This is a genomic window from Demequina lutea, assembly GCF_013409005.1.
Classification (GTDB): Bacteria; Actinomycetota; Actinomycetes; order Actinomycetales; family Demequinaceae; genus Demequina; species Demequina lutea.
Genome location: NZ_JACBZO010000001.1, coordinates 2,028,329 through 2,053,975, shown reverse-complemented (window position 1 = coordinate 2,053,975; position 25,647 = coordinate 2,028,329). Strand labels below are relative to the sequence as shown.

The 25,647-nt window shown below is 66.1% G+C and carries 20 protein-coding genes and 2 pseudogenes; 17 read left to right on the top strand and 5 right to left on the bottom strand.

Annotated features, from left to right (window positions below; all coding sequences use genetic code 11):
- Positions 1-58 precede the first annotated feature (58 nt).
- From BKA03_RS09940 to BKA03_RS09920, 5 genes are read left to right on the top strand one after another with little or no spacing between them, the layout of a single operon-like run.
- On the top strand, positions 59-1,339 hold the full coding sequence (locus BKA03_RS09940; protein WP_062075736.1) for an ammonium transporter: 1,281 nt from the start codon (positions 59-61) through the stop codon (positions 1,337-1,339).
- Positions 1,336-1,674, top strand: a complete 339-nt coding sequence (locus BKA03_RS09935; protein ID WP_062075737.1) for a P-II family nitrogen regulator — start codon at positions 1,336-1,338, stop codon at positions 1,672-1,674. Before BKA03_RS09940 ends, BKA03_RS09935 begins: the two co-directional genes overlap by 4 nt.
- A 15-nt stretch (positions 1,675-1,689) precedes the next feature.
- Entirely contained in the window at positions 1,690-3,465 is a 1,776-nt protein-coding gene (locus BKA03_RS09930) for a [protein-PII] uridylyltransferase family protein (RefSeq protein WP_062075738.1), read from the top strand.
- Between the two features lie 28 nt (positions 3,466-3,493).
- On the top strand, positions 3,494-5,086 hold the full coding sequence (gene ffh / locus BKA03_RS09925; RefSeq protein WP_062075739.1) for a signal recognition particle protein: 1,593 nt from the start codon (positions 3,494-3,496) through the stop codon (positions 5,084-5,086).
- Complete coding sequence (locus BKA03_RS09920; protein ID WP_062075740.1) at positions 5,083-6,168, top strand: amidohydrolase family protein; 1,086 nt, start codon at positions 5,083-5,085, stop codon at positions 6,166-6,168. Before ffh ends, BKA03_RS09920 begins: the two co-directional genes overlap by 4 nt.
- A gap of 80 nt (positions 6,169-6,248) precedes the next feature.
- On the opposite strand, the gene BKA03_RS09915 is transcribed toward BKA03_RS09920, so the two are convergent.
- Positions 6,249-6,647, bottom strand: coding sequence for a hypothetical protein (locus tag BKA03_RS09915; RefSeq protein ID WP_179398077.1), 399 nt, complete (start codon positions 6,645-6,647; stop codon positions 6,249-6,251).
- A gap of 22 nt (positions 6,648-6,669) precedes the next feature.
- Between BKA03_RS09915 and BKA03_RS09910 the strand changes: the two are divergent.
- Positions 6,670-6,897, top strand: a pseudogene (locus BKA03_RS09910) (FMN-binding protein); the annotation flags it as partial.
- On the top strand, positions 6,894-8,291 hold the full coding sequence (locus BKA03_RS09905; RefSeq protein WP_062075743.1) for a ferredoxin reductase family protein: 1,398 nt from the start codon (positions 6,894-6,896) through the stop codon (positions 8,289-8,291). The pseudogene BKA03_RS09910 and the gene BKA03_RS09905, both read left to right, overlap by 4 nt.
- Positions 8,292-8,345: 54 nt before the next feature.
- Here the strand turns inward: BKA03_RS09905 and BKA03_RS09900 are convergent, their stop codons facing one another.
- Entirely contained in the window at positions 8,346-9,119 is a 774-nt protein-coding gene (locus tag BKA03_RS09900; RefSeq protein WP_062075744.1) for a glycosyltransferase family 2 protein, read from the bottom strand.
- Positions 9,116-10,765, bottom strand: coding sequence for a hypothetical protein (locus BKA03_RS09895; protein ID WP_152649610.1), 1,650 nt, complete (start codon positions 10,763-10,765; stop codon positions 9,116-9,118). Before BKA03_RS09895 ends, BKA03_RS09900 begins: the two co-directional genes overlap by 4 nt.
- 200 nt (positions 10,766-10,965) lie before the next feature.
- Here BKA03_RS09895 and BKA03_RS09890 point away from each other — a divergent pair, with 200 nt between their 5' ends.
- The 4 genes from BKA03_RS09890 to BKA03_RS09875 all read left to right on the top strand — a co-directional run bounded on the left by BKA03_RS09890 (position 10,966) and on the right by BKA03_RS09875 (position 20,373).
- Positions 10,966-17,205: an RHS repeat-associated core domain-containing protein gene (locus BKA03_RS09890; RefSeq protein ID WP_062075746.1), complete on the top strand. Its 6,240-nt coding sequence runs from the start codon at positions 10,966-10,968 to the stop codon at positions 17,203-17,205.
- Positions 17,202-17,630, top strand: a complete 429-nt coding sequence (locus tag BKA03_RS09885) for a barstar family protein (RefSeq protein WP_062075747.1) — start codon at positions 17,202-17,204, stop codon at positions 17,628-17,630. The genes BKA03_RS09890 and BKA03_RS09885 overlap by 4 nt, the downstream gene beginning before the upstream one ends.
- Before the next feature lie 429 nt (positions 17,631-18,059).
- Positions 18,060-19,454: a Fic family protein gene (locus BKA03_RS09880; protein WP_062075748.1), complete on the top strand. Its 1,395-nt coding sequence runs from the start codon at positions 18,060-18,062 to the stop codon at positions 19,452-19,454.
- A gap of 115 nt (positions 19,455-19,569) precedes the next feature.
- The gene (locus tag BKA03_RS09875; protein ID WP_062075749.1) at positions 19,570-20,373 is read left to right on the top strand and encodes an FAD:protein FMN transferase; all 804 of its coding nucleotides are present in this window, start codon (positions 19,570-19,572) and stop codon (positions 20,371-20,373) included.
- A gap of 10 nt (positions 20,374-20,383) precedes the next feature.
- On the opposite strand, the gene BKA03_RS09870 is transcribed toward BKA03_RS09875, so the two are convergent.
- Together BKA03_RS09870 and BKA03_RS09865 are read right to left on the bottom strand one after the other, a co-directional pair.
- Positions 20,384-21,172: an FAD:protein FMN transferase gene (locus BKA03_RS09870; protein WP_062075750.1), complete on the bottom strand. Its 789-nt coding sequence runs from the start codon at positions 21,170-21,172 to the stop codon at positions 20,384-20,386.
- A gap of 133 nt (positions 21,173-21,305) precedes the next feature.
- Positions 21,306-21,809, bottom strand: a complete 504-nt coding sequence (locus tag BKA03_RS09865) for an FMN-binding protein (protein WP_062075751.1) — start codon at positions 21,807-21,809, stop codon at positions 21,306-21,308.
- Between the two features lie 256 nt (positions 21,810-22,065).
- Here BKA03_RS09865 and rpsP point away from each other — a divergent pair.
- From rpsP to lepB, 6 genes and pseudogenes are all read left to right on the top strand, one after another.
- Positions 22,066-22,533, top strand: a pseudogene (rpsP, locus tag BKA03_RS09860) (30S ribosomal protein S16); the annotation flags it as partial.
- A 162-nt stretch (positions 22,534-22,695) separates the two neighbouring features.
- Positions 22,696-22,926 (top strand): KH domain-containing protein, encoded by a 231-nt coding sequence (locus tag BKA03_RS09855; RefSeq protein ID WP_062075752.1) that lies wholly within the window; start codon positions 22,696-22,698, stop codon positions 22,924-22,926.
- 209 nt (positions 22,927-23,135) lie between these two features.
- On the top strand, positions 23,136-23,693 hold the full coding sequence (gene rimM, locus BKA03_RS09850) for a ribosome maturation factor RimM (protein WP_062075753.1): 558 nt from the start codon (positions 23,136-23,138) through the stop codon (positions 23,691-23,693).
- Entirely contained in the window at positions 23,693-24,427 is a 735-nt protein-coding gene (gene trmD / locus BKA03_RS09845; protein ID WP_062075754.1) for a tRNA (guanosine(37)-N1)-methyltransferase TrmD, read from the top strand. Before rimM ends, trmD begins: the two co-directional genes overlap by 1 nt.
- 148 nt (positions 24,428-24,575) lie before the next feature.
- On the top strand, positions 24,576-24,923 hold the full coding sequence (gene rplS, locus BKA03_RS09840) for a 50S ribosomal protein L19 (protein WP_062075755.1): 348 nt from the start codon (positions 24,576-24,578) through the stop codon (positions 24,921-24,923).
- Positions 24,924-24,982: 59 nt separating this feature from the next.
- On the top strand, positions 24,983-25,627 hold the full coding sequence (gene lepB, locus BKA03_RS09835) for a signal peptidase I (protein ID WP_062075756.1): 645 nt from the start codon (positions 24,983-24,985) through the stop codon (positions 25,625-25,627).
- Positions 25,628-25,647: the final 20 nt, after the last annotated feature.

Here is a 25,647-nt window from a genome sequence, read left to right as displayed (position 1 = left end):
ATCCTGCGGGAGTCTTGCATCACTGCTGGCCGTCCGGCTCGCGGAGGGAGATTAGACAATGGATTTCACGCTTGATACTGGCAACACCGCGTGGATGATCGTTGCGACCGCACTCGTGCTGCTGATGACGCCCGCGCTGGCGTTCTTCTACGGCGGCATGGTTCGCACGAAGTCCGTGCTCAACATGATGATGATGAGCTTCATCACCATCGGAACCGTCGCGGTTGTCTGGGTGGTCTACGCATATGGACTGGCCTTCAACGGCTCCAGCGGCCTGCTGGGCAACTTCGTCGGCAGCCCCAAGGGCTTCTTTGGACTCAACGGAGTGAGCGACAGCACAAGCCTCGCGGCCTCCGCGGGGGTGCCGTTCCTGGTCATGGTGGCCTTCCAGGCCACGTTCGCCATCATCACGGTGGCCCTGATCTCGGGCTCGCTCGCCGACCGTCTCAAGTTCAGCACCTGGACCGTCTTCACGGTGCTGTGGGTCACGCTCGTCTACACGCCCGTCGCACACGGTGTGTGGGACGGCGGCTTGCTCGGCTCGTTCTCGCCGACCCCGGTGATTGACTTCGCCGGTGGAACGGTCGTCCACATCAACGCCGGTGCCGCGGGTCTTGCATTCGCGCTCGTGCTAGGCATCCGTAAGGGCTTCGGCAAGGAGCCTTTCAAGCCTCACAACCTGCCTTACGTCATGCTCGGTGCCGCGCTCCTGTGGTTCGGCTGGTTCGGCTTCAACGCCGGTTCGGAGTTCGCCGCAGACCCGACCGCCGGTCGGGCCTTCCTGAACACGACGGTCGCTCCCGCGGTCGCCATGCTTGGTTGGCTACTCGTCGAGAGGATTCGTGACGGTCACGCCACGTCGCTCGGTGCCGCCTCCGGCATCGTCGCGGGTCTGGTCGCGATCACCCCCGCGGCCGCCTCGGTGGACACCTGGGGTGCGCTCGCCATCGGCCTCATCGCAGGTATCGTGTGTGCCTACGCGGTGGGTCTCAAGTACAAGTTCGGCTTCGATGACTCGCTTGACGTCGTGGGAGTCCACTTGGTCGGCGGCATCGTCGGCACGATCCTGATCGGCTTCTTCGCGCACCTCAATGAGGGCACCACCTTTGCGCCGAAGGGTGCATTGAATGGCCTCTTCTACGGAGGCGGTGGGGAGCAGCTCGGCTCGCAGGTCATCGGCGCGCTCGTGGCGGTTGTCTATTCATTCGTCGTGACGCTCGTGATTGTTTACGCACTGAAGTACACGATGGGTCTGCGCGTGAGCGAAGATGTAGAAGTGGCGGGCATCGACTTCGCCGAGCACGGCGAAACCGCATACGAGGAGGCGAACCAACGATGAAACTGGTCACTGCGATCATTCAGCCACACCGCGTGGACGAGGTCCGCGCCGCAATTGAGGCCGTAGGCGTCAAGGGCGTCACGGTATCCGAGGCTGCCGGCTACGGCCGTCAGAAGGGCCACACCGAGGTCTACCGCGGTGCCGAATACACCGTGGACCTGGTTCCCAAGACTCGTCTTGAGATCCTCGTCGAGGACGCCGATGCCGCAGCAGTGACCGACGCGATCGTGTCGGCCGCTCAGACGGGCAAGATCGGCGACGGCAAGGTCTGGGTCATTCCCGTTGACGACGTCGCTCGCGTTCGCACCGGCGAGCACGGCGCCGACGCTCTCTAAGGAGTTCAATAAACGATGGGTCGATCGGACGCAGTCCGGGATGATTCTCATGCTGAGGTCCCGCATCCCCTGGGGGTGCGGGACCTCAAGCGTGAGAGGCAAGAGTTGGCGCTAGCGCTCTCTCACAGTCCCGGCCGAGAGCGGCGGCAGGCGCTCGCCGCGCTCGTCAACGAGCGGCTCGCCGAGCACTTCGCGATGGTGGTCGACGGTGTCGACGGCTTGACGCTCGCCGCCGTGGGGAGCGTCGGGCGGGCGGAGGCCGGGCCGCAATCCGATCTCGACCTCGTGTTGCTTCATGACGGCACCTCCAAGGGCAAGGCGGCCGCAGCCGCCGCCGCCCAGCGCCTGTGGTACCCGATCTGGGACGCGGGCCTTCAGCTCGATCACTCGACCAGGTCACTCGTCGAATGCAGGCAGGTCGCCTCCAAGGACCTGGCCGCCGCGGCGGGGCTGCTGGACCTGCGACACATCGCGGGCGATGAGCTTCTCGCTCAGCAGGCGAGGTCGGCGATCCTTGCCGACTGGCGGTCGGCCGCCCGCAGGCGCCTTCCCGATCTTCTCGCAGCGTCCCGCGCCCGCGCCGAACGCTGTGGCGAGCTCGCGTACCTCATCGAGCCGAACCTCAAGGAGTCGCGCGGTGGACTGCGCGACTACGTGAGCCTGACCGCGCTGTCCGCGACGTGGCTCACCGACAAGCCGCACGGCTCGGTAGACGACGCGGCAAACCACCTCTTGGACGTGCGCGACGCCGTGCAGATGGTGACCGGCCGCGCCACCCACATCGTGGGTAGGCACATTGCATCGGACGTGGCGGAGCACATGGGCTACGACGATGTCGACGAGCTCTTGGCATCCGTTGCGGGGGCGGGGCGCGTCATCGCCTTCGCCGTCGATACGACGGAGAGGGGCGCGCGACGCTCGCTTGAGAAGTCGGGCGTCGGTTCGCGGGCCTTCCTTGCCAAGCGGAGGGGTAGCGCCCCGCGTCACGTTCACGTCGCGCAGGGCCTCATTGACGTCGACGGAGAGTTGGCCCTCGCTCCCGGCTATGTCGCCGAGGACGACGCGGCACTGCCCGTGCGGGCGGCCGCCGCCGCGGCCACCAAGGGGCTGGCCTTCACGCCGAGCCTGCTGGAGGCGTTTGCGCGCTGCCCCGAGCTGCCTGTGCCGTGGCCGGAGGAGGTGCGAGAGCACTTTGGAGAGCTTCTGCGAGCGTCCCAGCACCTCGCGTCGGTATGGGAAGCGCTCGACGTCGCAGGACAGATCGTCAGGTGGATTCCGCAATGGGCGCCGGTCCACAACCGCCCGCAGCGCAACCCGTTCCACGTGTACACCGTCGATCGCCATCAGGTCGAGACCGTGGTGCTTGCCGGTCGCATGCGTCGCCAAGTCGGTGACAGCGACCTGCTGCTGTATGCCGCACTGTTCCACGACATCGGCAAACAAGCGGGAGTGATCGACCACTCGGCGTACGGCGCCGCGCTCATTCCGGGGATTGCCGCACACATCGGCCTGCCCGAGGCGGTGGCGGCCGACATGCAGATCCTGGTACGCGAGCACCTCACGCTCGCCGACTTCGCGACCACGCGAGACGCCGGCGATCCCGCGGTGGCCACGGAGCTCATGGAGCGGCTTGACGGCCGGCACGATCTCTTCGAGACGCTGCGCGTGCTGACGGAGGCCGATGCAAGGGCCGCGAGCCCCAAGGCATGGACGACGTGGCGCGAACAGCTCATCGAGAACCTCACGTCGCGTGTGCGCGCCTCTTTAGGGCCGGAGCCGCAGGTACGCTAGTCGAACCGCTCACGCCGAAGGGAGAGCCATGTTCGCCAGCTTGTCTGATCGACTGACAGCCACGTTCCGCACCCTGCGCGGCAAGGGGAGGCTCACCGAGGCCGACATTGACGGCACCGTCGCGGAGATCAGGCGCGCCCTGCTCGACGCCGATGTGGCCCTGCCCGTCGTCACTACTTTCACGGATCGGATTCGCGCCCGCGCCGTCGGCGCCGAGGTATCGGGGGCCCTCAACCCGGGCCAGCAGGTCGTCAAGATCGTCCACGAGGAACTTGTGGAGATCCTGGGTGGCAGTGCGCGGCCCCTGAGCTTTGCCAAGTCGGGACCCACGGTCATCATGCTTGCTGGCCTCCAGGGTGCGGGCAAGACGACGTTCGCCGGCAAGCTCGCGCACCACCTGAAGAGCCAGGGCCACACGCCGATCCTGGTGGCGGCCGACCTGCAGCGCCCCAATGCCGTGACGCAACTCGAGGTCGTCGGCGAGCGCGCAGGGGTGCCGGTCTACGCGCCCGAGCGGGGCGTCACGCGGGACGACGAGCGGTCCAAGGGTGATCCCGTCAAGGTCGCGAAGAACGCGATCAAGGAGGCGGTGAAGCGCCAGCATTCGGTCGTGATCGTCGACACCGCCGGACGCCTTGGCGTCGACGCGGAGCTGATGAAGCAGGCGGGTGACATCCGCAAGGCGGTAGACCCTGACGAGGTCTTGTTCGTCATCGACTCCATGATTGGCCAAGACGCGGTCGCGACGGCACAAGCCTTCCAACAGGGCGTTGCCATGACCGGCGTGGTGCTCACCAAGCTCGACGGCGACGCGCGCGGTGGCGCGGCGCTCTCGGTCCGTGAGATCACCGGAGTGCCGATCCTCTTCGCGTCGACTGGTGAAAAGCTCGACGAGTTCGAGGTGTTTCACCCCGAGCGCATGGCGAGCCGCATCCTCGACATGGGCGACATTCTCACGCTCATCGAGCAGGCCGAGCAGAAGTTTGACCAGGTCGAGGCCGCCCGCATGGCCGACAAGATGGCCAAGGGCGAGGACTTCACCCTCACCGACTTTTTGAGTCAGATGCAGCAGCTCAAGAACATGGGCTCGATGAAGAAGATGCTCACGATGCTCCCCGGCATGGGCCAGGCGCGCGAGCAGATCGAGAACCTCGATGAGCGCGAACTCACGCGCACCGAGGCGATCATTCAGTCGATGACACCGTACGAGCGCGACAATCCCAAGGCCCTCAATGGTTCCCGACGCTTGCGCATCGCATCGGGATCGGGCACGACCGTGGCCCAGATCAACTCGCTGGTCAAGCGGTTCGAGGACGCGCAGCGCATGATGAAGGCGATGGCTGGCGGCGGCGGAATGCCGGCCATGCCAGGCATGGGCGGTGGCCCTGGCGCCTTCGGTGGAATGCCGGGCGGCAAGAAGTCAAAGGGAAAGCAGGTCGCTCCGCGCCAGGTCAAGGGAAAGTCGGGAAACCCGGCCAAGCGCGCCGAGCAGGAGAAGGCCTTGCGCAACCGTGCCGATGCTCCGCCTGCCCCTGGCAGCGCCTTCGGCGTGCCTCAGGCCCCCGCACCCGAGTTTGATCCCTCGCAACTGCCAAGCCTGGGCAAGTACCTGCGCGGATGAGCGCCTACGAGCTGACCGGTCCCATCCTTGCGGACGAGGATGTGGTGGTCGGCCGTGCGTGGGTGGTCGGTGGGCGCATGACCTACGAGAAGCCGCGCCACACCGACGTGGTGCGCGTCGACGGTTGGGTACTCCCCGGGTTCGTTGACATGCATTGCCACCTCTCCGTGGGTCCAGCGGGCCTCGTCGAGGGCGATCAGATCGTCAAGCACGCCGTGATCGAGCGCGATGCTGGCGTCCTGCTCCTTCGCGACACGGGAGCGGCCGGGTCGCTCGACGCGCTGGTTGGCCGCGAGGACCTTCCCAAGGTCATGCGTTCGGGGCGCTTCATCGCCCGACCCAAGCGCTATCTCAAGGGGTACGCGGTCGAGGTCGAGCCCGGTCATCTCGTGGCCGAGGCTGCGACCCAGGCCCGCGCCTCGGGCGATTGGGTCAAGATCATCGCCGACTGGATCGATCGTGACCTGGGCGACGATGCCGACCTCACACCGCTATGGGCGGATGCGGAGCTTGCGGATGCGGTGGCCGCCGCCCATTCCGAGGGCGGGAGAGTCACGGCACACACGTTTGCCACTGAGTCTCTTGACGGGCTGCTCGGTGCGGGGATCGACTCCATCGAGCACGGCACGGGCATGACCGCCGCGCATATGGAGCGCGCAGCGGCAGCAGGCATTCCCGTGGTGCCGACGCTTCTGCAGGTGGCGAATTTCGCGTCCTTCGCGGCACTGGCGGAGGAGAGGTTTCCCGTCTTCGCCGCACGAATGCAGCGAATGTATGAGCGCAGGTACGTGCAGGTGGGCGCGATGCATGACGCTGGAGTCACACTCCTGGTGGGCACCGACGCGGGAACGTCCGTCGCTCATGGCGACCTCGCCCGCGAGGCCGCGGAGATGGCCACGTGCATGCCCGCGGCGGAGGTGGTCGCCGCGGCCACCTGGCGCGCACGCCGATTCCTTGGCGCTCCGGTGCTCGCCGAGGGAGATCCGGCCGACCTGGTGTTGCTCCGGGTAGACCCCCGGGAGGACATCTCGGCCTTGTCTGCGCCCTCCGGGATCATGATGCGAGGTCTACCCGTTCTCTGAACGTGCTCTGATCGGTCTGTGAGGTTCGGGCATCAGTCTTGTCGTATCGCGCCGGGAAGGGCGCCTGGTACTGGGAGAGATTAAATGAAGCGAAATGCCGTAGCGGTTGTCACCACGGTGTCAACGGTGATGCTTGGCGCCGGTTGGGCGGCTGGCATCGTTGGCGCCGCAACGAGCGCGAGCCCGAGCGGCACGTCGATCAGCGCCGTTGGCAATAGCGCGGTGGGGTCCACCATGGCACCGTCGGCGACGGCCACGGGTTCGCCGACGCCCTCGCCTTCGCCTTCGACTTCGACCAGTCCGTCCGCCAGCGCCTCGTCGGCCCCCGCGGCGACTTCGGCCCCAGCGACGACTTCTGCGCCGCCCCCGGCTCCCGCGAAGACGTCGGCCCCGGCCCCGGCTCCCGCGAAGACTTCGGCCCCGGCCCCGGCTCCCGCTCCGGCCGCCCCGTCGGGCACCTTCAGTGGTTCGGCCGTCAACACCCGCTACGGCAGCTTCCAAGTCGAGATCACTGTCGCGGCGGGCAAAATGACCAACATCAAGATGCTGCAGGACGGCGCCCAAGACTCGACCTCGCAACAGATCACCGGATACGCACTGCCCCTGCTCATCAACGCGGTGTTGCAGCAGCAGAAGGCGAATGTGGGTTACGTGTCCGGCGCGAGCTACACGACTCAAGGCTTTGAGGGCGCTGTACAGTCCGCAATGCAAAAGGCAGGGCTAGCGTGAGCATCGACATGAGACCAAGAATTGCGACTTCGCGGGTAGACCTTGAACAGAGGGCGGAGACCGACTCCGCGTGGAGAGACACGCTGGAGACGGTGTTCTGGCTGTCAGGTGTCGGCGCGATATCGCTCATGCTTGCGGCTGGCGCGCCCATCACCACGGTCGGCGAGTCCTTGACTGCCGTCGGCCGTGCGACGGGAATCGTCGCCGCCTCGATGATGATGATTCAGCTCCTCGTGATCGCGCGCATCCCGATCGTGGAGCGTCGGCTTGGCCACGACCGCGCAGCCTTGCTTCACGGACGTTTGGGGCGCATCGGCTTCTTCATGATCGCGGCCCACGTCTTCACGCTGATCTTGGGTTACGCCGCCAGGACCCACACGGGTTGGTGGAACCAGGCGTGGAACTTCTTGCTGAACTTCAGCACGCAGATGACGCTGTCGGTGATCGGGTTCTGGCTACTGATCGCGGTCGTCGCAACGTCGCTCGCGGCCGTGAGGCGCAAGTGGAAGTACGAGAGTTGGCACACGGTCCACCTGCTCACCTACCTCGTGGTCGGGCTGTCTATCCCTCACCAGTTCACCTCGGGCACGACGTTTTCGGGCATCGCGCATTCCGCAACCGATACCTTCGCCAGATGGTACTGGGCGATCCTGTGGACGGTGAGTGTCGGCGGATTCTTGCTTTACCGCATCATCAAGCCCGTGTGGACGCTTGCGAGGCATAACCTCACGGTCGAGAGGGTCGACCGCAACCCGGACGGCACAATCTCCGTGTGGATCGTCGGTCGCGGCCTGTCGCGCATGAAGACCAAGGCGGGACAGTTCTTCCTGTGGAGGTTCCTGACCCCCGGAATGTGGCTCGAGGCGCACCCGTTCTCGCTGTCGCGCTCCCCGCGAGGGAACGTGTTGCGCATCACGGTCAAGCCCGTCGGCGACTTCACGGCGGCCATGGCCGATCTGCTGCCTGGCACCAAGGTGATGGCCGAGGGCCCGTTGGGTCGATTCACTCCTCACCACCGGCGGGCGCACGGAACGGTTTTGATCGGCGCGGGCTCGGGAATTGCCCCGATGGTGTCCCTGCTTGAGGACCTCGACGGTTCCGGCCCGATCGTGGTGATGTTGCGGGCACGAACGCCGGAAGAGATCCCTCACCTCGACGAGGTGCGTGCTCTGGCCGCGGACCGCGGAGCGACGCTCTATCTGCTCACCGGGCGTCGGGCACGCGGCTGGCTCCCTCAGGGAATGGCGGCTCGCATGACGCAACTCGCTCCGGCACTGATCGCGTCCGACGTCTACGTGTGCGGTCCGCAGGTATGGGCGAACACGATTCTGGCGGAGGCGCGCGCCTGCGGCGCCCCAGAAGAGCACCTGCACATCGAGGAATTCGCCTGGTGACTCTTCACCTGTAGCGCTCGGAGTTGTGGCGCAGGGGTGGAGCCTTTAGACCGACTACGTGGGCGTGCGTGCGGCTCGCCGTCGGAGGGCCTCGCGCGCAATGGTGGCGAGGTGGCGCAGGCCGTCGCGTAGGGGGTGCAGGTTGGAGCGCCGTCCGTTGGCGGGCGCGTGCAGGGTGATGGGTGTTTGGGCAATGCGCAGGTGCTGATGGTGGGCGTGGGTGAGCATGTGGGTGGCGAACTCCATGCCCGTGCTCCACGTGGGCAGGTCGGTCATGGTGGTCCGGGTGAAGGAGCGCAGCCCGCAGTGCAAGTCATGGACGGGGGTGCCGGTGGTGGCACGGGTCAGGGCGGATAGCGCCCAGTTTCCGGCACGGTGGAGGCTACTCATGGCGACGCGCGCGGGTGGTTGGTTGAAGCGGTCGCCGATGACGATGTCGTGGGTGTGGTCCAGGGCGATGGGGTCATAGAACGCGTCGAGGTCGGTCAGGTCGTAGGTGTTGTCGGCGTCGGCCATGATCACGATGCGTCCGCGGGCCGACCCGATCCCGGTGCGCAGGGCGTTGCCGTAGCCGACGCGAGGCTCGTTGATCACGCGGGCGCCGGCCGTGCGGGCGTTGGCGGGGGACGTGTCGGTTGAAGCGTTGTCGACGACGAGGACCTCACCGGTCAGGTTGCGGCGGGCGATCCACGCCAGCGCGAGGGTGGTGCAGACCGCGACGGTGGCCGCCTCGTTGCGGCACGGCAACAGGATCGTCACGTCAAGCGGGGTCGCGTCTGGTAGCTGGATGGCGAGGCTTGCGAGCCGGGCGCGCGGCTGGCCGGTCATGGTTGGCAGCTGCTGTAGAGGGCCCAGTCGGCGTTGGATTGGCGGGGCGGGGCATCGGTGGGGAAGGTGGCTTGTTGTGTCAGCGGGGTCATGGGTCCGTAGCCAGCGAGTTGGGCGGCATCGTTGTTCAGGGGCTGGAGCAGCACACCCTTTCCGGCTTGGTCGGCGACGGTGATGTCGCGCAGCGGTCGGTCGAGGGTCAGTGCGACCATGGCCACCATGGCGGGGCTGCGGACCACGACGGGTGCATCGCAGCGACGGGCAAGGTCGGTGTCGAGTAGTTGTGAGGCGGCGGTGAAAGCGTCGGCGCGCACCTGGCGTGCGTAGCTGACGTCGTGCCAGGCGGACACGTTTGACCCGGCGGAGGCGCCCACGAGCACCACCCCGACGGCCGCCGCTACGGCCGTGGATAGCCGCGGGTTGCGGGCGAGCCGGGCGGCGAGGGGGATGCAGCGTGCTGCTAACGCGACGCACAGCAGCGCCGGAAGTAGCAGGTAGCGGGCGACCAGTGGCGTTCCGGTGAGTCCCTGGGCAAGGTAGGCGATCAGGGCGACGCCGACGAAGATGCCCGTGATGATCGTTGCGTGCTGTTGAGCGTCACGCGCGACCGGGGCAGCCTGGACTTGACGCGCGGAGGCTCTACTCACCGAGGTTTTGTGTGCGGAGGCATTGCGTGCGGAGGCATTGCGTGCGGAGGGCTTGCGTGGGGCGGACCTTCCCGGACGGGCCTGCGGTGTGAGGGCACGTCGCGCACGGGAGCGCCCAGCCAACACCGCCACGACAAGCGCAGTGGCGGCTGCCCCCACGGTGAGCCAGCCGGTGGGGCCTGCCAGCCCGGGCAGGGCGTGGGTCAGGGCGACGATCGGCCCGCGTGGGTTGTTGTTGACCTGTGCGTTGGTGCTGGCCGAGTGCAGTGCGACGAGCGGGTCTCCTCCTGCCGCGCCCGTCGCGAGCCATGCCACTACTGCCAGTGCCAGGCCGGCGGCGAACATCCAAGCGGTGCGAATCCAGGCGGGCCGGGCTGCGGGGCCCTCTTGATCAGGGCCGTGGTGATTGGCGCTGCGGCTATCCGCGCCCCGGTGGGCCATGAATGCCAGTGCGAGCGGTACCACCGCGAACAGGACCGCCTCGGGGCGCAACAGTGCCGCGCCCACGAATGCCGCGACGGCGAGGGTTTGCCGACCTCGCAGGGTCAGGAGTACCGCGCCCAGCCCGATCGCGCTGTAGGCGACGTCGGCGGAGGCACCGAGCACGAGCAGGCCTACTGCGGCGCTGCCCGCGGTGCAAGCGACCGCGGCGCCGACGGCGATGCGGCTTGCGGTCACTTCGAACGTCACGAGCCCAAGAAGTGCCAGCGTGGTGAGCCCCGCCGCGACTCCCAGGCCGCCGGCGGCATTGATGGCAAAGTGAACCGGCGCGAACCCGGCGCCGAGCCCCGCGAGCAAGGCCAGGGGGTGGGGTGTGGGGGAGGAGGGGTGCGTGAAATCTAGGCCGTATCCGTGGGCAAGGTCCCGACCCCACGCCAACGCGAACGACGTGTCGTAGCCCGGCGTGATCGACGGTGCAAACACCGCTACCAGGACACCCGCAACGATGATGCCGAGGATGAATACGGCAAGGTGCCGGGAGGTATGCCGTTCATCCATTTGGTTGACCCCCCCGGCGAAGACCCCCATGGCCGCCCATCGTCGTGCTACCCTACCGCTTGATTGCTCGAGGTCGAGTGAATTCTCCAAGGGGGGGACTCAACGCAATGCGTCCAATACACGTGCACCCATCCGTGCGGCACACCGCATCTCATTCATCGCCGCGTAGTTTGGCGGTCGCCTTTCGCAGGTTGATTGCCGTGCTAGCGACCGTGGCGGTCAGCCTGGGTGTGGTCACGGCGTCACCTGCGTTCGCCGAGCCGCAGGTTCCCGTACCTCCCGCCGCCGCCGCGGCGCCATCCGGCACGGTCGCCGGTGCGGTGGCCCCTGCGGTGCAGACCCCCACGTCGGCGCCCGTCTCGACCGCGCGGATGGAGTCCTGGACCCCGACGAGTCACTCGGTAACAGTGGATGGCCAGACGACGCTGGATCTGTTTGCCCAACCGGCCTTCAAACGCAGTGCCGACGGGTGGTCGTCAATCGATTCGACGATCACCGCTGGCACGGGCGACTACCCGTTTGAGGCGCTGGGCCTCGCAAACCCCGTGCACTTCGGTCTCACCGCTGATGCTCTGATGACGATCGATACCGTCAACGGGTCGGTGGTGTTCGGACTTCCGGGCGCCACCATCAACACGCCGACGCTGACTGACGGAGTGGTCACGTATGCGGGGGTCTTTCCGGGAGTCGATCTGGAGTTCCGCACCGATGGCGGACGCATCGGCAAGCACTTCGTCTTGGCCGACGCTCAAGCCAAGTCTGACTTCCGCTTCACCATCACCGACCCGGGGCACACCCTGGGAACCCCGATCGAGGGGGCTGGGGAGTCTTGGACATTCTCCGCTGCGGTCGCCTACGCCACCGGCATCGAGTTGCCCGCGCCCGCGGCCTGGACGCAGGCCGACCAGGGACCGGGCCTGCCAGGGAGTGCACACCAGAACGTGTCGGTCACCGGAGGCGGGTATGCGATCGACCTGAGCGTCGACCCGCTGTGGGCCGAAACGGCCTCGTACCCCCTGGTGTTGGACCCTGCCGTGCAGTGGACCGATGAAACCTGGACCGACAACAACGGGCTTTCGGTGGCGTTCGGACCCACGGGTGCTACCGACTGCGCCGGCAGCCCGTGCCAGTTGGCGGACCCCGTTGACGGGGGCATCAAGGTTGGCTCGATTCGAGACGCCATTCCCGTAGGTGGGGGGCAGATTACGTACACCTCTTACCTCGCCTATGTAGGTGCGGATGTGAGTGCTCTCGCTGGCCGTCAGGTCACCTCAGCCGTGATCGGCAGCTACGAGTATTGGACGTCGCTCGCAGTCAAGGCGTTGTGTTCGCCGATCGGGACCGACAGCACGGGTGCGGACCTCGCGGCCGCCCGATGCGGTGATTTCAAGTCGCCAGTCGAGGGGAGCTGGTGGCACGGCTCGGACACTGGCTGGGACAATTGGAACTGGCACTGGGCTGCCGATGTGACTGCAGACGTGCGTGCCGCGGTGAAGGGTGACGGTCCGACGGGATCGATCGCGGGCTTCGCCATCGACGCTGGCTATATGGGAAAGGATGCAAACGGGAACGACATCTGGATCCAGGGCGGGAACGGTGTGGACGTGCCTGAACTCCGCTTGGTCTACACCGGATACCCCGTCCCGCGCCCGCTGACCGCAGACCAAACGTTTGGTTGTGACTGCTGGGCCGGCCACTCGTCGGGGAACCAGGCGATGGCGGCGGATCCGGTGAACACGGCGACTGGTGCGCTCATGGAGCAGTTCGGCGACGTGTCCGTGGCGGGTGTCGGGCAGTCGATCAGCCTGTCGCGGACGTACAACTCCTTGGACACGGCATCGGGACCGTTCGGCCCGAGCTGGTCATACGCGTACGGGGCGTCGCTCGTGGAGAACGCCTCCGGTGAGTTTGTCTTCACCGACGGGTCAGGGACACGCACGCGCTTCGGCGCGCTTGTCGGCGGAGGGTATGCGCCGATCGATCCGGCCGTCTCGGCGACCCTCACCGACGGCCCAGACGGAACCCGCGTGATGCGCAACCTGTCGGGCAACACCATGACGTTTGATGCCTCCGGGGCACTCATCGCGGCGGCGGACGAGCGCGGTCAAGGCCTGACTTTCGCTTACACCGGCGGCGCCTTGACCACGATCACCGACGCCCTGGGGCAGACCCTCACGTTCGGCTGGGACGGGACGGGGGCCGACGCGCGCATCGTGTCGGCGACGACTTCCGACGGTCGCGCCGTGGGTTACGCCTACACCGACACCGCTGGTGCGAAACGCCTGACCGGCGTGACCGCAGTCGACGGGACCACCACGACGTACGCGTATGCGACCACGGGTGGCCTGTCGAGCATCACCGACCCGCTGGGCCACGTCAGCGCACGCAACACGTACAACAAGGCGGGACGCATCGTCAGCCAGCGTGACCAGACCGGCGCGAAGACCACGTTCGCGTGGGACGCAGCCACCCAGACCGCGACCGTGACCGACCCGACGGGCAAGGTCCGCACGGACGTGTACAACGGCCTCAACCTCGTCAAGCAGATCGACGGAAACGGGGCGGTCGTCGAGCAGCTCTACGACGGCGACAACAACGCCGCCGCGACGGTCGACGCCGCGAACCGGCTCTACCGCAGCGAGTACGACGACCGCGACCGGCTGGTGCTCAGGGTTGCCCCTGCGCCGCTGTATTACGCCGAGTCGTGGACGTATGACGACGCGGACCGGGTCACGAGCCACACCGACGCCGATGGCTACACCACGTCTTACACGTACGACGCCGCGGGGCTGGTGACGTCGGTGAATAACCCCGATGGCGGCACCAACACCTACACGTACACGACGGGTTCGGAGGGGGCTCCTGCGAACCTGCTCGCGAGCTCCACAGACGCCCTGGGTCGGACCACGACCTTCACGTACGACACTGCCGGTGACTTGGTCTCTACGACCACGCCGGGCGGGCAGACCACCACGTCGACGTACGATGCGACGCACCGGCGCACCTCGACCACCAGTCCGTCGGGCGCTGTCACGAGCTACACGTACGACGCTGCCGGTCGGATGCTGACGGTCACCGACCCCACTGGGGCGGTCACGACCAACACCTATGACGCTGCGGGGCGGTTGACCGCGACTGCGGATGCCCTGGGTCGCACCACGAGGTTTTTCTACGACAGGTCTGACCGGCTCATCCGGACCAGGGACGCTGCGGGGAACAACACCAGGACGTCGTATGACGGGGCGGGTCGTGTCGAGACCACCACCGATGCTCTGGGTGCGGTCACCACGTACGCGTATGACGATGCGGGACGCCTGATAAGCACCACGGATGCGCTCGGACGCGTCACCACCATGGCGTATGACGCTTTGGGTCAGTTGACGTCGACCACGGACCCGACGGGTGGGGTGACCTCTTACACCTACGACGTGGTGGGCCAGCGGACGTCGGTGACGGACCCTGACGGGGTGACGCAAACCACGACGTATGACAGGCGTGGGCATGTGGCGGCGGTGACGAATGCTGCGGGCGGGTTCCAGCAGACCTATTACGACTCGATGGGTCGCCCGTCTCAGACGACGGACTCCGATGGGGTTTACACCAACTACACGTACGACCTGGCTGGCCAGCTGGTTGTGCAGGCCAAGGCCCGGTCGACGTCGGATTACATCGCGGGCTACGACGAGGATCGCACGACGTATGCGTATGACGCGGACGGTCATACGACCTCTACGGTCGATCCGCGCGGGAGTGTTCCCGGCGCGGACCCGGCGGCCTTCACTACGACGGTGACGTACGACGCCGACGGCCGTCCCGTCACGTCGACCGACCCGTTGGGTCGCACCGTCACGACGGAGTACGACGCGGATGGGCGTCCTGTGACGGTCACGGATCCGGCGGGCAACGTCACCACCACCTCGTATAACGCGGTGGGGTGGACCACGTCGGTCAGGGCGCCGGGTGAGGGCAGGACTCATTACCGCTATGACCGGGTGGGGAACCTCACCAAGCGGATTGACCCGTTGGGCAGCGAGACGACCTACACGTACGACGCTGCGGGCCGGGTGCTGACGCAGACCGACCCGTTGGGTCGGGTGACGAGCACGTCGTATGACGCGGTGGGTAACGTCGCGCAGGTCGTGAAGCCCTCGGGCACCCAGACGGTTGATGACCCGACGGACGGCACGGTGTCGTACACGTACGACGCGGCGAACCGGCCGGTGGCGACCACGTTCTCTGATGACACGGCCGGGTTCACGTATGACTACAGTGCGGCTGGGCGGTTGTTGACGGCGGCGCGCGTGCAGAACGGTGGTGTGTCGGCGTCGAGCGCGTACACGTATGACGGCGCGGGTCGTAAGACGTCGGTGGTGCGTACGGGGCCTGGTGGTGGGGATGCGAACTATTCGTATACGTCTGCGGGTCGCCTGTCGGGTGCTGCGTGGTCGACGGGGATGCAGGTCGCTTACAGCTACAACCAGGCCGGTGAGTTGACGGCGGTGGCCCCGTCGGGAACGGGCAGTGTGCCTGCGGTGAACTATGGGTATGACCCGTCGGGGAGGGTGTCGACGGTGACGCGTCAGGGTTCCACACCGGTGACGACGGCTGCGGTGTATGACGCTGCGGGGCAGTTGGCGTCCCTGTCGCATGCGACGGCTGCTGGGGTTTTGGAGGCGTATGGCATCACTCGTGACACGCGTGGGAACCCGACGCAGGTCGACACGACCACGGCGTCCGGTACGACGTCCGCGTTGTACACGTATGACGCGGTGAGCCGGCTCAGGAGTGAGTGTTACCCGGCCACGGGTGACGTGTGCACGGGCAAGTCGCCGCGTAACGCCTACACCTACGACTTGGTGGGAAACCGCGCCACGGAGACCTCCCGCACCGTGGTCGGCACCAAGGCGACGACGGTGTCGACGGTGTCGACGGATTACGCGTATGACGCTGCTGATGAGTTGCTCACGAAGTCGGTGGACGGCACGGCGACGGTGACGAACACGTGGTCTGCGAATGGGGCGTTGGCAACCTCAACCACTCCGACGGGCACGCAAACCTATGTCACTGACCTGACCGATGAGCTGGTGTCGTACACGCCGTTCGAGAACGGGCCCACGGTGGGTTACACCCAGGATGCGCAGGGTAATCGCACGTCCCGCACGGTGGATGGGTTGTTGGATGCCACGTGGGCGTGGGACGACTTGTCGAGTTTGCCGATGCGCATCGGCGAATACGACCCGGCCGGCACGCTGACCACAGGGTGGCTGCCGGACCCAACATCGTCCACGGGGGCGTCTTTGGCGCAAACGTCGGGCTCGGTGAGTTCGTGGTTGCTGTCTGACCCGTTCGCGAACACTGTCGCCACGGTGTCCACCATCGGGAACACGGTATCGGGCACCAGGACCATGGACGCGTTCGGTGTTCAGCGCACCACGGCAACAGGGTCACTGGCCGACGCGTCGAGCGGATTCGCCGGACAGTACCTCGACGGCGCGACGGGTTTGTATGACATGCGGGCCCGCGACTACGACCCGGCAAGTGGCCGCTTCACCGCCACCGACCCCGTCGCAGTGCCCACCGGCATGCCGTACGTCGCCGGGTACTCCTACTCATACAACAACCCGTTGATGTTCTCCGATCCCAGTGGCATGTTGCCGGGGTGCAATGGGTTGTTCTCGTGGGTGTGGGGCCTGGCCAACATGAGTTGCGGTAGCAACAAAGGGGCGAACGACGCTGGCAAGGTCACCGGCGGCTTCGATGAGAAGTCGAAGGAGATGGCGACCAGCGCTGCGGCCGGTGCAGTCATGATGTCCACGCCTGGCGGACAGGCTCAGATCGCGGGGGGTTACGCGTCCTCCGTGCAACAAGACGGCTGGCTCAAAGGCACGCTCAAGGCAAGCGGTGCCTACGACTTAGCAAACGACGCATACATGACTCCCATGTATCTCTACCAGGGCGATTATTGGGACGCAGGTAGAAGCGCGGCAAACCCGACCTGGACCGGAGTGCTGACGTACGACTCAGCGATGCTCGGGGCAATGGACATCGCGGCCGGGGCACTGGGCCCGCTCGAGGCCGCAGGATGCACCGCGCGCACAGAAGCAGGTGCGGCCCCCAGCGTTGCGCGCTTTGTGGCCTCTGCCGATGGCACGATTATCGACACCCAATCGTCGGCGCTATTTCAACAGATTGAAAACGTCGTGAAGTCACTGCGGACGACGAAGAAGCCGCCGCCTGGCGTCTATCAGGGCGGCTACAAGAACCAAAAGGGCGTGTACGCGAATCTTGGGGGCGATCTGCCGCCGAAGCCTCTCGGCTACTACACCGAGAGCGCCGTCTGGCCTGGTGCGCCTGGAACCGAGCGTATTGTCGTCGGGCAGAAGCCTGGCGAGGTGTGGTATTCGCCCGATCACTACGGGACGTTTAGGAGTTGGCCGTGACAACCGATTGGATCGCAATGCCAGGTTCGCCGACCCTCGAGGAGAAAAGTGAACCGTACCTAGTTCGCGCGAGCGAAAGCGGCCACCTTCGCCAGTTTCTTTCATCCGCAGGGGCGAGCGTTGTCGACGTAGACCTTGGAGACTCGACATCCCTCGTCGACGTGGTCGGTGTGCTCCGGGAGGGTCTTGAGTTCCCCTCTTGGTGCGGATCCGGTTGGGATGCGGTTCATGATGCCTTTCCCGAGTTGCGAGCCGCTTGGCCCCTTCCGCTGGCCATCGTCGTAGCGGGTCTGCCGAAACTGATGGCAGCGAAGCCGCATCTCGCGCTGAACACCGTTCTGGGGTTGAGCAGACTTTGTGAGGAGTTCTCGATCGCTGGAGATCAAGTGCTGGTCTTCTACGTGGGTGACCGCTGGGACGACTGAGTCTTGGGGTTCTGGGGGCGAGCTGACGGCGGTGGCCCGTCGGGCACGGGCAACGTGCCTTCCGTGAATTACGCGTATGACCCGTCGGGGCGGGTGTCTTCGGTGACTCGTCAGGCACAGACCCCGGTGACGACGGCTGCGGTGTATGACGCTGCGGGGCAGTTGGCGTCCCTGTCGCATGCGACGGCTGCTGGGGTTTTGGAGGCGTATGGGATTACGCGTGACACGCGGGGTAATCCGACGCAGGTGGATACGACGACGGGATTGCTGCACAGGTTCACCACGGTTTGTGCAGTAACATGAAACTATGGCACTAGTAACACGTTGGTGCAATGCAGACTGGGTGCTTCAGATCCCGCGGCTGCACAGTTCCCACCCGCGCAGTGCAGCAACATGAAACTATCTACATAGTTCAAGTGAGGAGCAATCATGGGGCACTACGCTCGCGTCACAGACCCGTCCGTCAACGACGGGCGCTCCTACGAGGCATACATCCCCTCGCGGCTCCAGGATATTCAGTTGCGTCTGTCTCCCACAGTTGCCACGAAAATCGACCGGGCTACCCGAAGCATCGCAGCCATCGACGCTCGTCTCGGGCAGTCCTCATCCCTGCCTGCGCTCGAAGCCCTCATCAAGTCCGAAGCAATTGCTTCCTCGTACATCGAAGGGCACCTCGTGTCTGCGGCGGAACTCGCGCGCAGCGCCAATGACTTCCGCTCCGCCTCGGCAGACGTGCGCGCCGTACTGGGAAACATCGAAGCGACACACCGTGCCGTGCGAATTATGGGGGACCCGTCTCGCGCCATCTCGGCCGAAGACGTCGTCAGGATTCAGTCGGACCTCATGGAGGCGCATCCCCGAGGTGGGGCCCGCTCGCCTTACAACGGGTTCCGCAACAGCCAAGCCATCCTCATCCCGCCCAACGCGCTACGGGGTGAGCTCGCGACGATCGCCGACGCCACTCACATCCCACCGCCTGCAAGTCACGTGGGCGGTGCGATGGCTGACCTCTTGGACTACATCAACACACCCCCCACCGATGCGCCGCCCCTCGTGCGCGCGGCACTGGTCCACGCCCAGTTCGAAACGATTCACCCCTTCCCCGACGGAAACGGGCGCACGGGCCGCGCCCTCATCCAGGCCATGTTGCGGCGCGACGGCGCGGTACGCCACGCGGTGCTACCGCTGTCGCCCTACTTGGCAATGAATTCGGACGCCTACGTTCAGGGCTTGAACTCCGTGAGATTCACGGGGCTCGAGCCCGATCAAGAAGCCCTTGGGGCCTGGTTCGAGATGTTTGCCGACTGCGCCTACAGTGCGGCGCTCAATGCCGCCGAAGCCGCACAGAGCATCGAACTAGTCGGCGAAGTGTGGACCAGCCGCCTGCGGAACTCTGGCGTGCGGACCGGGGCGGCCGCATATTCCGCATCGGACTACCTGCTCGGAGCAATAGCCACCACGACCAGAGATCTTGCCGCCAAACTCGACGTCGGTGAAGACACCGCACGAACGGCACTGAGGCGACTGGAAAAGGTGGGGGCCGTGTCTGCCACGAAGACCGGCGATGGCACCGTCGTCTTTGTCGCCGACGAGGTCGCAGGCGTCATTGCTCATTCGCAACGCGACATCGCGGTGATCCAAACGCCACCCGTCGATGATGTCTTCGTGAATGCCGTCGGCGTGGCAATCAAACGTCCTGCGCCTAGCCGGACCAGTCGCGGCAAGGTGTGCGGCGCACCAATGCCTCGCTCGCGTACGCACTGCAACTTGCCGGAAGGTCACGCAGGCTGGCCCACATCGGGTCACCGACACGTTCGCCGCTGAGACGCGGACCAGAACCGCAAGGCGCGACACCTCCGCGCCTCGGGAATGACGACCGCGATACCAGCGTTGCGCTCATGAGCCGCAACCGAGGCTCGCGAGTCCGAGAGGTGCAGGCATGGAAGCGGTGAGCCGCCACACGGCGAACGTGTATCAGGACACGGTCACCGCGATGGGCATGCCGTTCCTCATCGAACTTCACGCACCCGAGTCAGAGACCGCTGCTGCGGCTGCGGTACGGCAGTTTCACGCCGCGTTGAGGCGTGCAGACGACGTCTTCTCCCTGTTCAACGACGATTCCGAGCTTTCGCGCCTCAATCGCGGTGAAATCACCGTGGACGAGTGCGAACCGGAGATGCTTGAGATCCTCCAGTCGTGCGAGTGGTACCGAGGCGCGACCCTCGGGGGCTTCGACGCAAGGCTTCCGGATCGGCTCGACCCCTCCGGCATCGTCAAGGGGTGGGCCATTGCCAAGGGGGCGGCGGCCTTCGACCGCGTGGGCGCGAGCGCCTGGATGGTCGGAGTGAGCGGGGACATCCTTGTGTCGGGCGAGGGCCACACGTGGCGCGTCGGCATCGCCGATCCCCGCCTCAATGGCGACCCCACGGGCACGCCAGTGATCGATGTGGTCACGCTCGGCGGTCCGTTCAGGGCCTTGGCGACATCGGGTTCCGCTCAGCACGGCGACCACGTGTGGGATCCGAGAACCGGTCAAGGTGCGCGACACTACCTGCAAGTTTCCGTCGTCGCCGACGACATGGTCAACGCCGATGCCTGGGCGACGGCGATCGCCGCGGGGGGTGAGACGGTGCTGTCCGCCGCTCTCGATGCTGGCTATGAGGCCCTGGTCGTCACGAACGAATTGTGCGACGGCTCCTTCAAGGCGCATGCCTCGGCAGGCTGGCCTTCCGTTCTCGAGTAGTAGGCCGCGCTCACCCCGCGACGGATGGCCACCCGGGGCTCTTTTGCGCCTCGAAGGTCCCGTCGTACCGCCCGCCAATGATCATCAGCACCTCATACCCGTCCTCCATCGCGAGGCCCGCCGTGCGCAGGCCTCCGGCACAGATGGCCGTGGCCCACGCGTCGCACGACACGAAGTCGGTGCCAGCGACGCTGACCTGCATGAAGTGCCGTGCCAGCTCGCCGGTCACGGGATCCCAAATGTGGTCGACGACCTGAGCGCCCCCTGACGTGGCGAGCGCGGGGTGCTCGGGGCCGAGCCTGACGACGTCGACGACGTCCGTGCCCTGCGGGCTGCCCTTCACGTGCGGGTTGGCGATGCCGATGTCGCGCACGCCGCCCCGCGTCATCACGTCGCCCGACGCCCCGACCATCCAGTTCGATGCGACGGCGTCCAGGCGCCAGACCGCGCGCGCGACCGCCCACGACTTCACGATGCCAGTGGGGTCGAGCGAACCGCCTGGCTTGTGTGCGTCGAAGGCACCGCCCGTGCGCTCGCGGTACCACTCGCATGACTCGAGCACCTCGCGGACCTCGCCCGGGCACTCCTCGAGCGTGAGTTCGCCGCGCAGGTGGCGCGAGAGCACCGAGTCCGCGTCCCACAGGGAGAACACGTCATTGGCCCACAGCAGATCTTGGTGGAACGACTCGACACCAAGCGCGGCGGCGTCGGTGTCGACGACGCCATCCAGGAACACCTCGAAGGGCATCGCCATCGCGTCGACCGTGCGCCGGTACGTCCCGCGTGTTTTGTCTGACATCAATTCAGCCCCGCCTTCATTCAGCCCCGCCTTTATTCAGCCCCGCCTTCGCGAATACACCCGGGTGGGATTCCGTAAATCCCGACGACGTATGTGACGCGCCGTTGGCCCGTCGGCTAACGGCGCGATGCGATCATGCCAGACCGGCGGCCTTCATGGCCGACTGGACGGCGCCCTCAAAGCCTTGAGTCGTGTAGCTCGCACCGGACACGTAGCCCACATTCGCAGTCTGCTTCTGCAGCACGGCCTTGATGAGCATGGGCAGGGCGTAACCGGTGATCTGTCGCGACGTCCCGTCCTGAGCGCCGCTCTGCAGCATCGAGATGTCGGTGATCTTGCCCGCCGCGACCGTGAGCTCGACTTGGAAAGTGCCATAGCGGGTACCGACAGGACTACTGTCGAACTTCCCGCTCGCCGCCGCCGCGGACGTTGTTGGTGCGGATGCTGCACTGCTCGAGCTGGCGCCTGCGCTTGAAGAGGCCGCTCCCGACGTGCCCTGAGCGGATGCGCCGAGATTCGTCCCTGACGCCGAGGCTGTGCCGCTGGTAGCGCTCGTGAGTCCGTTGCCAGCGGCCCAGCCGCCGATCAGCATCGACGTCGAGGCGGCTACCAGTGCTACGGAACGTCCGGTCTTCATGTGTCTATGATGCCTACGGAATGCTCAAGGTTTCCTGAGTCCCTGGACCGAGTTCCCTGTGAGGCGCGCCAACGACGGCACGGCACCGCGCGGAGACCGAATCGCACGGCACGTGGAATCGGGACTCGCGTCGGCGACCAAAACTCTGGCATACTTGTCCGCTGTCGCCTGCGTTGCGGGCGGCCATTCGTCTTGTCAGGCGCCCCGCACCCGTGGGAAGTTCGCCCGGCTCACACCGAATACAGGAGATACGGCCATGGCTGTCAAGATTCGCCTCAAGCGCTTCGGCAAGAAGCGCGCCCCTTATTACCGCGTCGTCGTCATGGACTCGAAGACCAAGCGTGATGGTCGTGCCATCGAAGAGATCGGCAAGTACCACCCCACCGAGGAGCCCTCGGTCATCGTCATCGACTCCGAGCGCGCGCAGTACTGGCTCTCCGTGGGCGCCCAGCCCACCGAGCAGGTCGCCGTGCTGCTGAAGCTCACGGGCGACTGGGGCAAGTTCAAGGGCGACAAGGACGCGAAGAACACCGTCAAGGTTGCCGCGGGCAAGGTCAGCCCCGAGGACGCGATCAAGGCTCACGCCGACGTCGCAGAGAAGGCCAAGGCCGAGAAGTCGGCCTCCAAGGCCGCCGAGAAGGCCGAAGCCGACGCAGCCAAGGCCGCCGAGGCTGCCGCCGCCGAAGTCGCCGCAACTGAGGCAGCAGCCGCAACCGCCGCCGCGGAGCTTGCCGCTGCCAAGGTCGTCGAAGCCGACGCAGTCGCCGACGAGTCTCACGAGGTTCCCTCCGACGAGGGCACCGAGGTCGAGATCGAGATCGCCGAGGGTGACCCCAGCGACGGCGATGACAAGGTCGAGGGCATCCTCGACGAGGAGAAGTAACCCATGATTCACGACGCCGTGGAGTTCCTGGTCCGCTCGATCGTCCGCAACCCGGATGACGTGCGCGTGACGGAGCGTGCAGGGCGTCGCGGCGTGACCCTCAACGTGGTTGTCCACCCGGACGACCTGCCGCGCGTGATCGGTCGTCATGGCCGCACGGCCACGTCGATCCGCACGCTCGTTGACGCGGTCTCGCGCGAAGACGTGAGGGTAAACATCGTCGACGTGGCCTAACCGCCGCATCGTAGAAAGGCCCGGTTCCCTGCAGAGGGAGCCGGGCCTTTTGTGTGTCTCGCGCCATTGACGCTCCGAACCAAACTCGCGCCGACTCGCGGAACGTACCGGCGCTGCGCCGGCAGTTCCTCGGCGTGTTGGGGAGCGGGTTGGTTCGTAGCGACGCCTGGGGCAGAGAATGAGGCCCGCGTCCCCGTACGCTTGACCCCATGAAGGTGACCGTCGCGCACATTGGCAGACCGCAAGGGCTCAAGGGCGAGGTTTCGCTCGATCTCCGCACGGACATTCCCGAGGAGAGGCTCTCCCCGGGCTCGGTCCTCGAGACGATCCCCGCCGATGCTGGTCCCCTCACGGTCGCGACGTCGCGCACCGCATCGGGCCGCTGGTATGTGGGTTTCGCGGGCGTGGCCGACCGTAACGCCGCCGAGGAGCTGCGCGGCATCGAACTGATCGCCGAGGCCGACGACGGCGATGAGGACGACGCCTGGTACGTCCACGAGCTCGTGGGTCTGCGCGTTGAGCGGCCGAGCGGCGAGGTGCTCGGAAAGGTCACCGACCTGCTGAACATGCCCGCCCAGGACCTGCTGGAGATCAAGCAGACGAACGGGGTCAAGGCCCTCATTCCCTTCGTCGAGGAGTTCGTGCCCGAGGTGGACATCGAGGGCGGTCGCGTTGTCTTGACCCCGCCTTACGGCCTGCTCGCCGGCGAGGAGCCGATCGTGACCGACGAGACCCGCGGCGACGATGCCGGAGACGAGAAGGCCTGATGCGCCTCGACATCGTCACGATCTTTCCCGAGTTCTTCTCGGCTCTTGACGTATCGCTGTTGGGCAAGGCGCGGGCCGCCGAATTGGTCGAAACGAACGTCCACGACCTGCGCGACTGGGCCGCGATCAGGGCCGACGGCACCCCCGATGTGCACCGCACCGTCGACGATTCGCCGTTCGGCGGGGGCGCGGGAATGGTCATGAAGGCCGACGTGTGGGGCAAGGCGCTGGACGACGTGCTCGAGCCGGGTGGCGTCCTCGTCGTCCCGACGCCCGCAGGCGTTCCCTTCACCCAGGCACTCGCCCTCGACCTCGCGACCGCGCCCCAGCTCGTCTTCGCCTGCGGGCGCTACGAGGGAATCGACGCCCGGGTGCCCGAGCACTACGCATCGGCGGGCTTTCGCGTGCTGGAGGTCTCCCTGGGCGACTACGTGCTCAATGGGGGAGAGGTCGCGGCGTTCGCGATGATCGAAGCAGTGACGCGACTGATCCCCGGCTTCATGGGAAACGCGCAGAGCATCGTCGAGGAGAGCCACGCCGACGGCCTGCTCGAGTACCCGTCGTACACGCGCCCTGCGTCCTGGAGGGGCCTGGACGTGCCCGAGGTGCTCATGAGCGGTCACCACGGCAAGATCGAGAAGTGGCGGCACGAACAGAGTGAACAACGCACGCGCGAGCGCAGACCCGATTTGCTCAGCCCCGACTTACTCGGCCCCGACTTGTTAGCGCCCTAGGACGCAGGTGTGGCAGAATAGCTCGTTGGTGCCCGCGGCGCCGGGACCTGCCACAGGGGGCCCTGCACAGTTCGCGATGACATCACAACAGACAGATGCCGCAAGGCAGAGATCGCAGATGTCCTGTGGCGTGTGCGAGGAGTGACACATGAGAAAGCTTGACGGCGTCGTTGCCGATCAGTTCCGCGACGACATGCCGGCGTTCCGCGCCGGAGACACGGTCAAGGTGCACGTGAAGGTTATCGAAGGTACCCGTTCACGTATTCAGGTCTTCCAGGGCATCGTCATCGCGCGCCAGGGTTCCGGAATCGGCGAGACCTTCACGGTCCGCAAGGTTTCGTTCGGCGTGGGTGTCGAGCGCACCTTCCCGTTGCACGCGCCGACCATCGACACGATCGAGGTCGACCGCCGCGGCGACGTCCGCCGCGCGAAGCTGTACTACCTGCGCGGACTGCGCGGCAAGGCAGCTCGCATTCGCGAGAAGCGCGAGAAGTAGTCATCGCTCACACAGGCGACGTCCCGGCGGCTGGCTTCGGGCCGTCCGTCGGGCGTCGTTTGTGGTTGTGGATCCGTGAGGTCCTCATCGTGCTTGTGAGCGCACTGCTCTTGTCGCTGCTGCTCAAGACATTCGTCTTTCAGTCCTTCTGGATCCCCTCCGGGTCCATGGAGAACACCCTCCAGATCAATGACCGCATCCTGGTGTCGCTGTGGCGACCCGGTCCGCTTGACTTGCGACACGGCGACATCGTCGTCTTTAGGGATCCGGGCGGCTGGCTCAACCCCTCGGAGGTTCCCGTTCCCACCGGCGAGGCCAAGGCGTGGAACTCGTTCGCGACCTTCGTGGGCCTGTTGCCCCAAGACGCGGGTCAACACCTCGTGAAGCGCGTCATCGGCTTGCCAGGTGACACCGTCGCTTGTGATCCTTCCAATGATGTGGTGACCGTCAACGGCGTCGCGCTGAAAGAGGATTACCTCAAGCCTGGCTCTGTCAGTTGCAGCTATGCCTGGTCGGTTACCGTCGACCCGGGCAGGCTGTGGGTTCTCGGCGACAATCGCTCGAACTCCGCCGATTCCCGCGCGCACATCGGTGATCCGGGAGGCGGAACGATTCCGCTCAGTTCGGTCGTCGGCACCGCCTTCGTGACGGTCTGGCCCGTGGATCACTGGAAGTCGCTCGGAAACCCCTACCCGAAGAATTGATCGCGGTGGGCTGTGATGGC

Bases quoted from the DNA above. Each gene is read 5' to 3' on its own strand.
- BKA03_RS09940 (WP_062075736.1), top strand. From the start codon at position 59: ATGGATTTCACGCTTGATACTGGCAACACCGCGTGGATGATCGTTGCG.
- BKA03_RS09935 (WP_062075737.1), top strand. From the start codon at position 1,336: ATGAAACTGGTCACTGCGATCATTCAGCCACACCGCGTGGACGAGGTC.
- BKA03_RS09930 (WP_062075738.1), top strand. From the start codon at position 1,690: ATGGGTCGATCGGACGCAGTCCGGGATGATTCTCATGCTGAGGTCCCG.
- ffh (WP_062075739.1), top strand. From the start codon at position 3,494: ATGTTCGCCAGCTTGTCTGATCGACTGACAGCCACGTTCCGCACCCTG.
- BKA03_RS09920 (WP_062075740.1), top strand. From the start codon at position 5,083: ATGAGCGCCTACGAGCTGACCGGTCCCATCCTTGCGGACGAGGATGTG.
- BKA03_RS09900 (WP_062075744.1), bottom strand. From the start codon at position 9,119: ATGACCGGCCAGCCGCGCGCCCGGCTCGCAAGCCTCGCCATCCAGCTA.
- BKA03_RS09895 (WP_152649610.1), bottom strand. From the start codon at position 10,765: ATGGATGAACGGCATACCTCCCGGCACCTTGCCGTATTCATCCTCGGC.
- BKA03_RS09880 (WP_062075748.1), top strand. From the start codon at position 18,060: ATGGGGCACTACGCTCGCGTCACAGACCCGTCCGTCAACGACGGGCGC.
- BKA03_RS09875 (WP_062075749.1), top strand. From the start codon at position 19,570: ATGGAAGCGGTGAGCCGCCACACGGCGAACGTGTATCAGGACACGGTC.
- BKA03_RS09870 (WP_062075750.1), bottom strand. From the start codon at position 21,172: ATGTCAGACAAAACACGCGGGACGTACCGGCGCACGGTCGACGCGATG.
- BKA03_RS09865 (WP_062075751.1), bottom strand. From the start codon at position 21,809: ATGAAGACCGGACGTTCCGTAGCACTGGTAGCCGCCTCGACGTCGATG.
- BKA03_RS09855 (WP_062075752.1), top strand. From the start codon at position 22,696: ATGATTCACGACGCCGTGGAGTTCCTGGTCCGCTCGATCGTCCGCAAC.
- rimM (WP_062075753.1), top strand. From the start codon at position 23,136: ATGAAGGTGACCGTCGCGCACATTGGCAGACCGCAAGGGCTCAAGGGC.
- trmD (WP_062075754.1), top strand. From the start codon at position 23,693: ATGCGCCTCGACATCGTCACGATCTTTCCCGAGTTCTTCTCGGCTCTT.
- rplS (WP_062075755.1), top strand. From the start codon at position 24,576: ATGAGAAAGCTTGACGGCGTCGTTGCCGATCAGTTCCGCGACGACATG.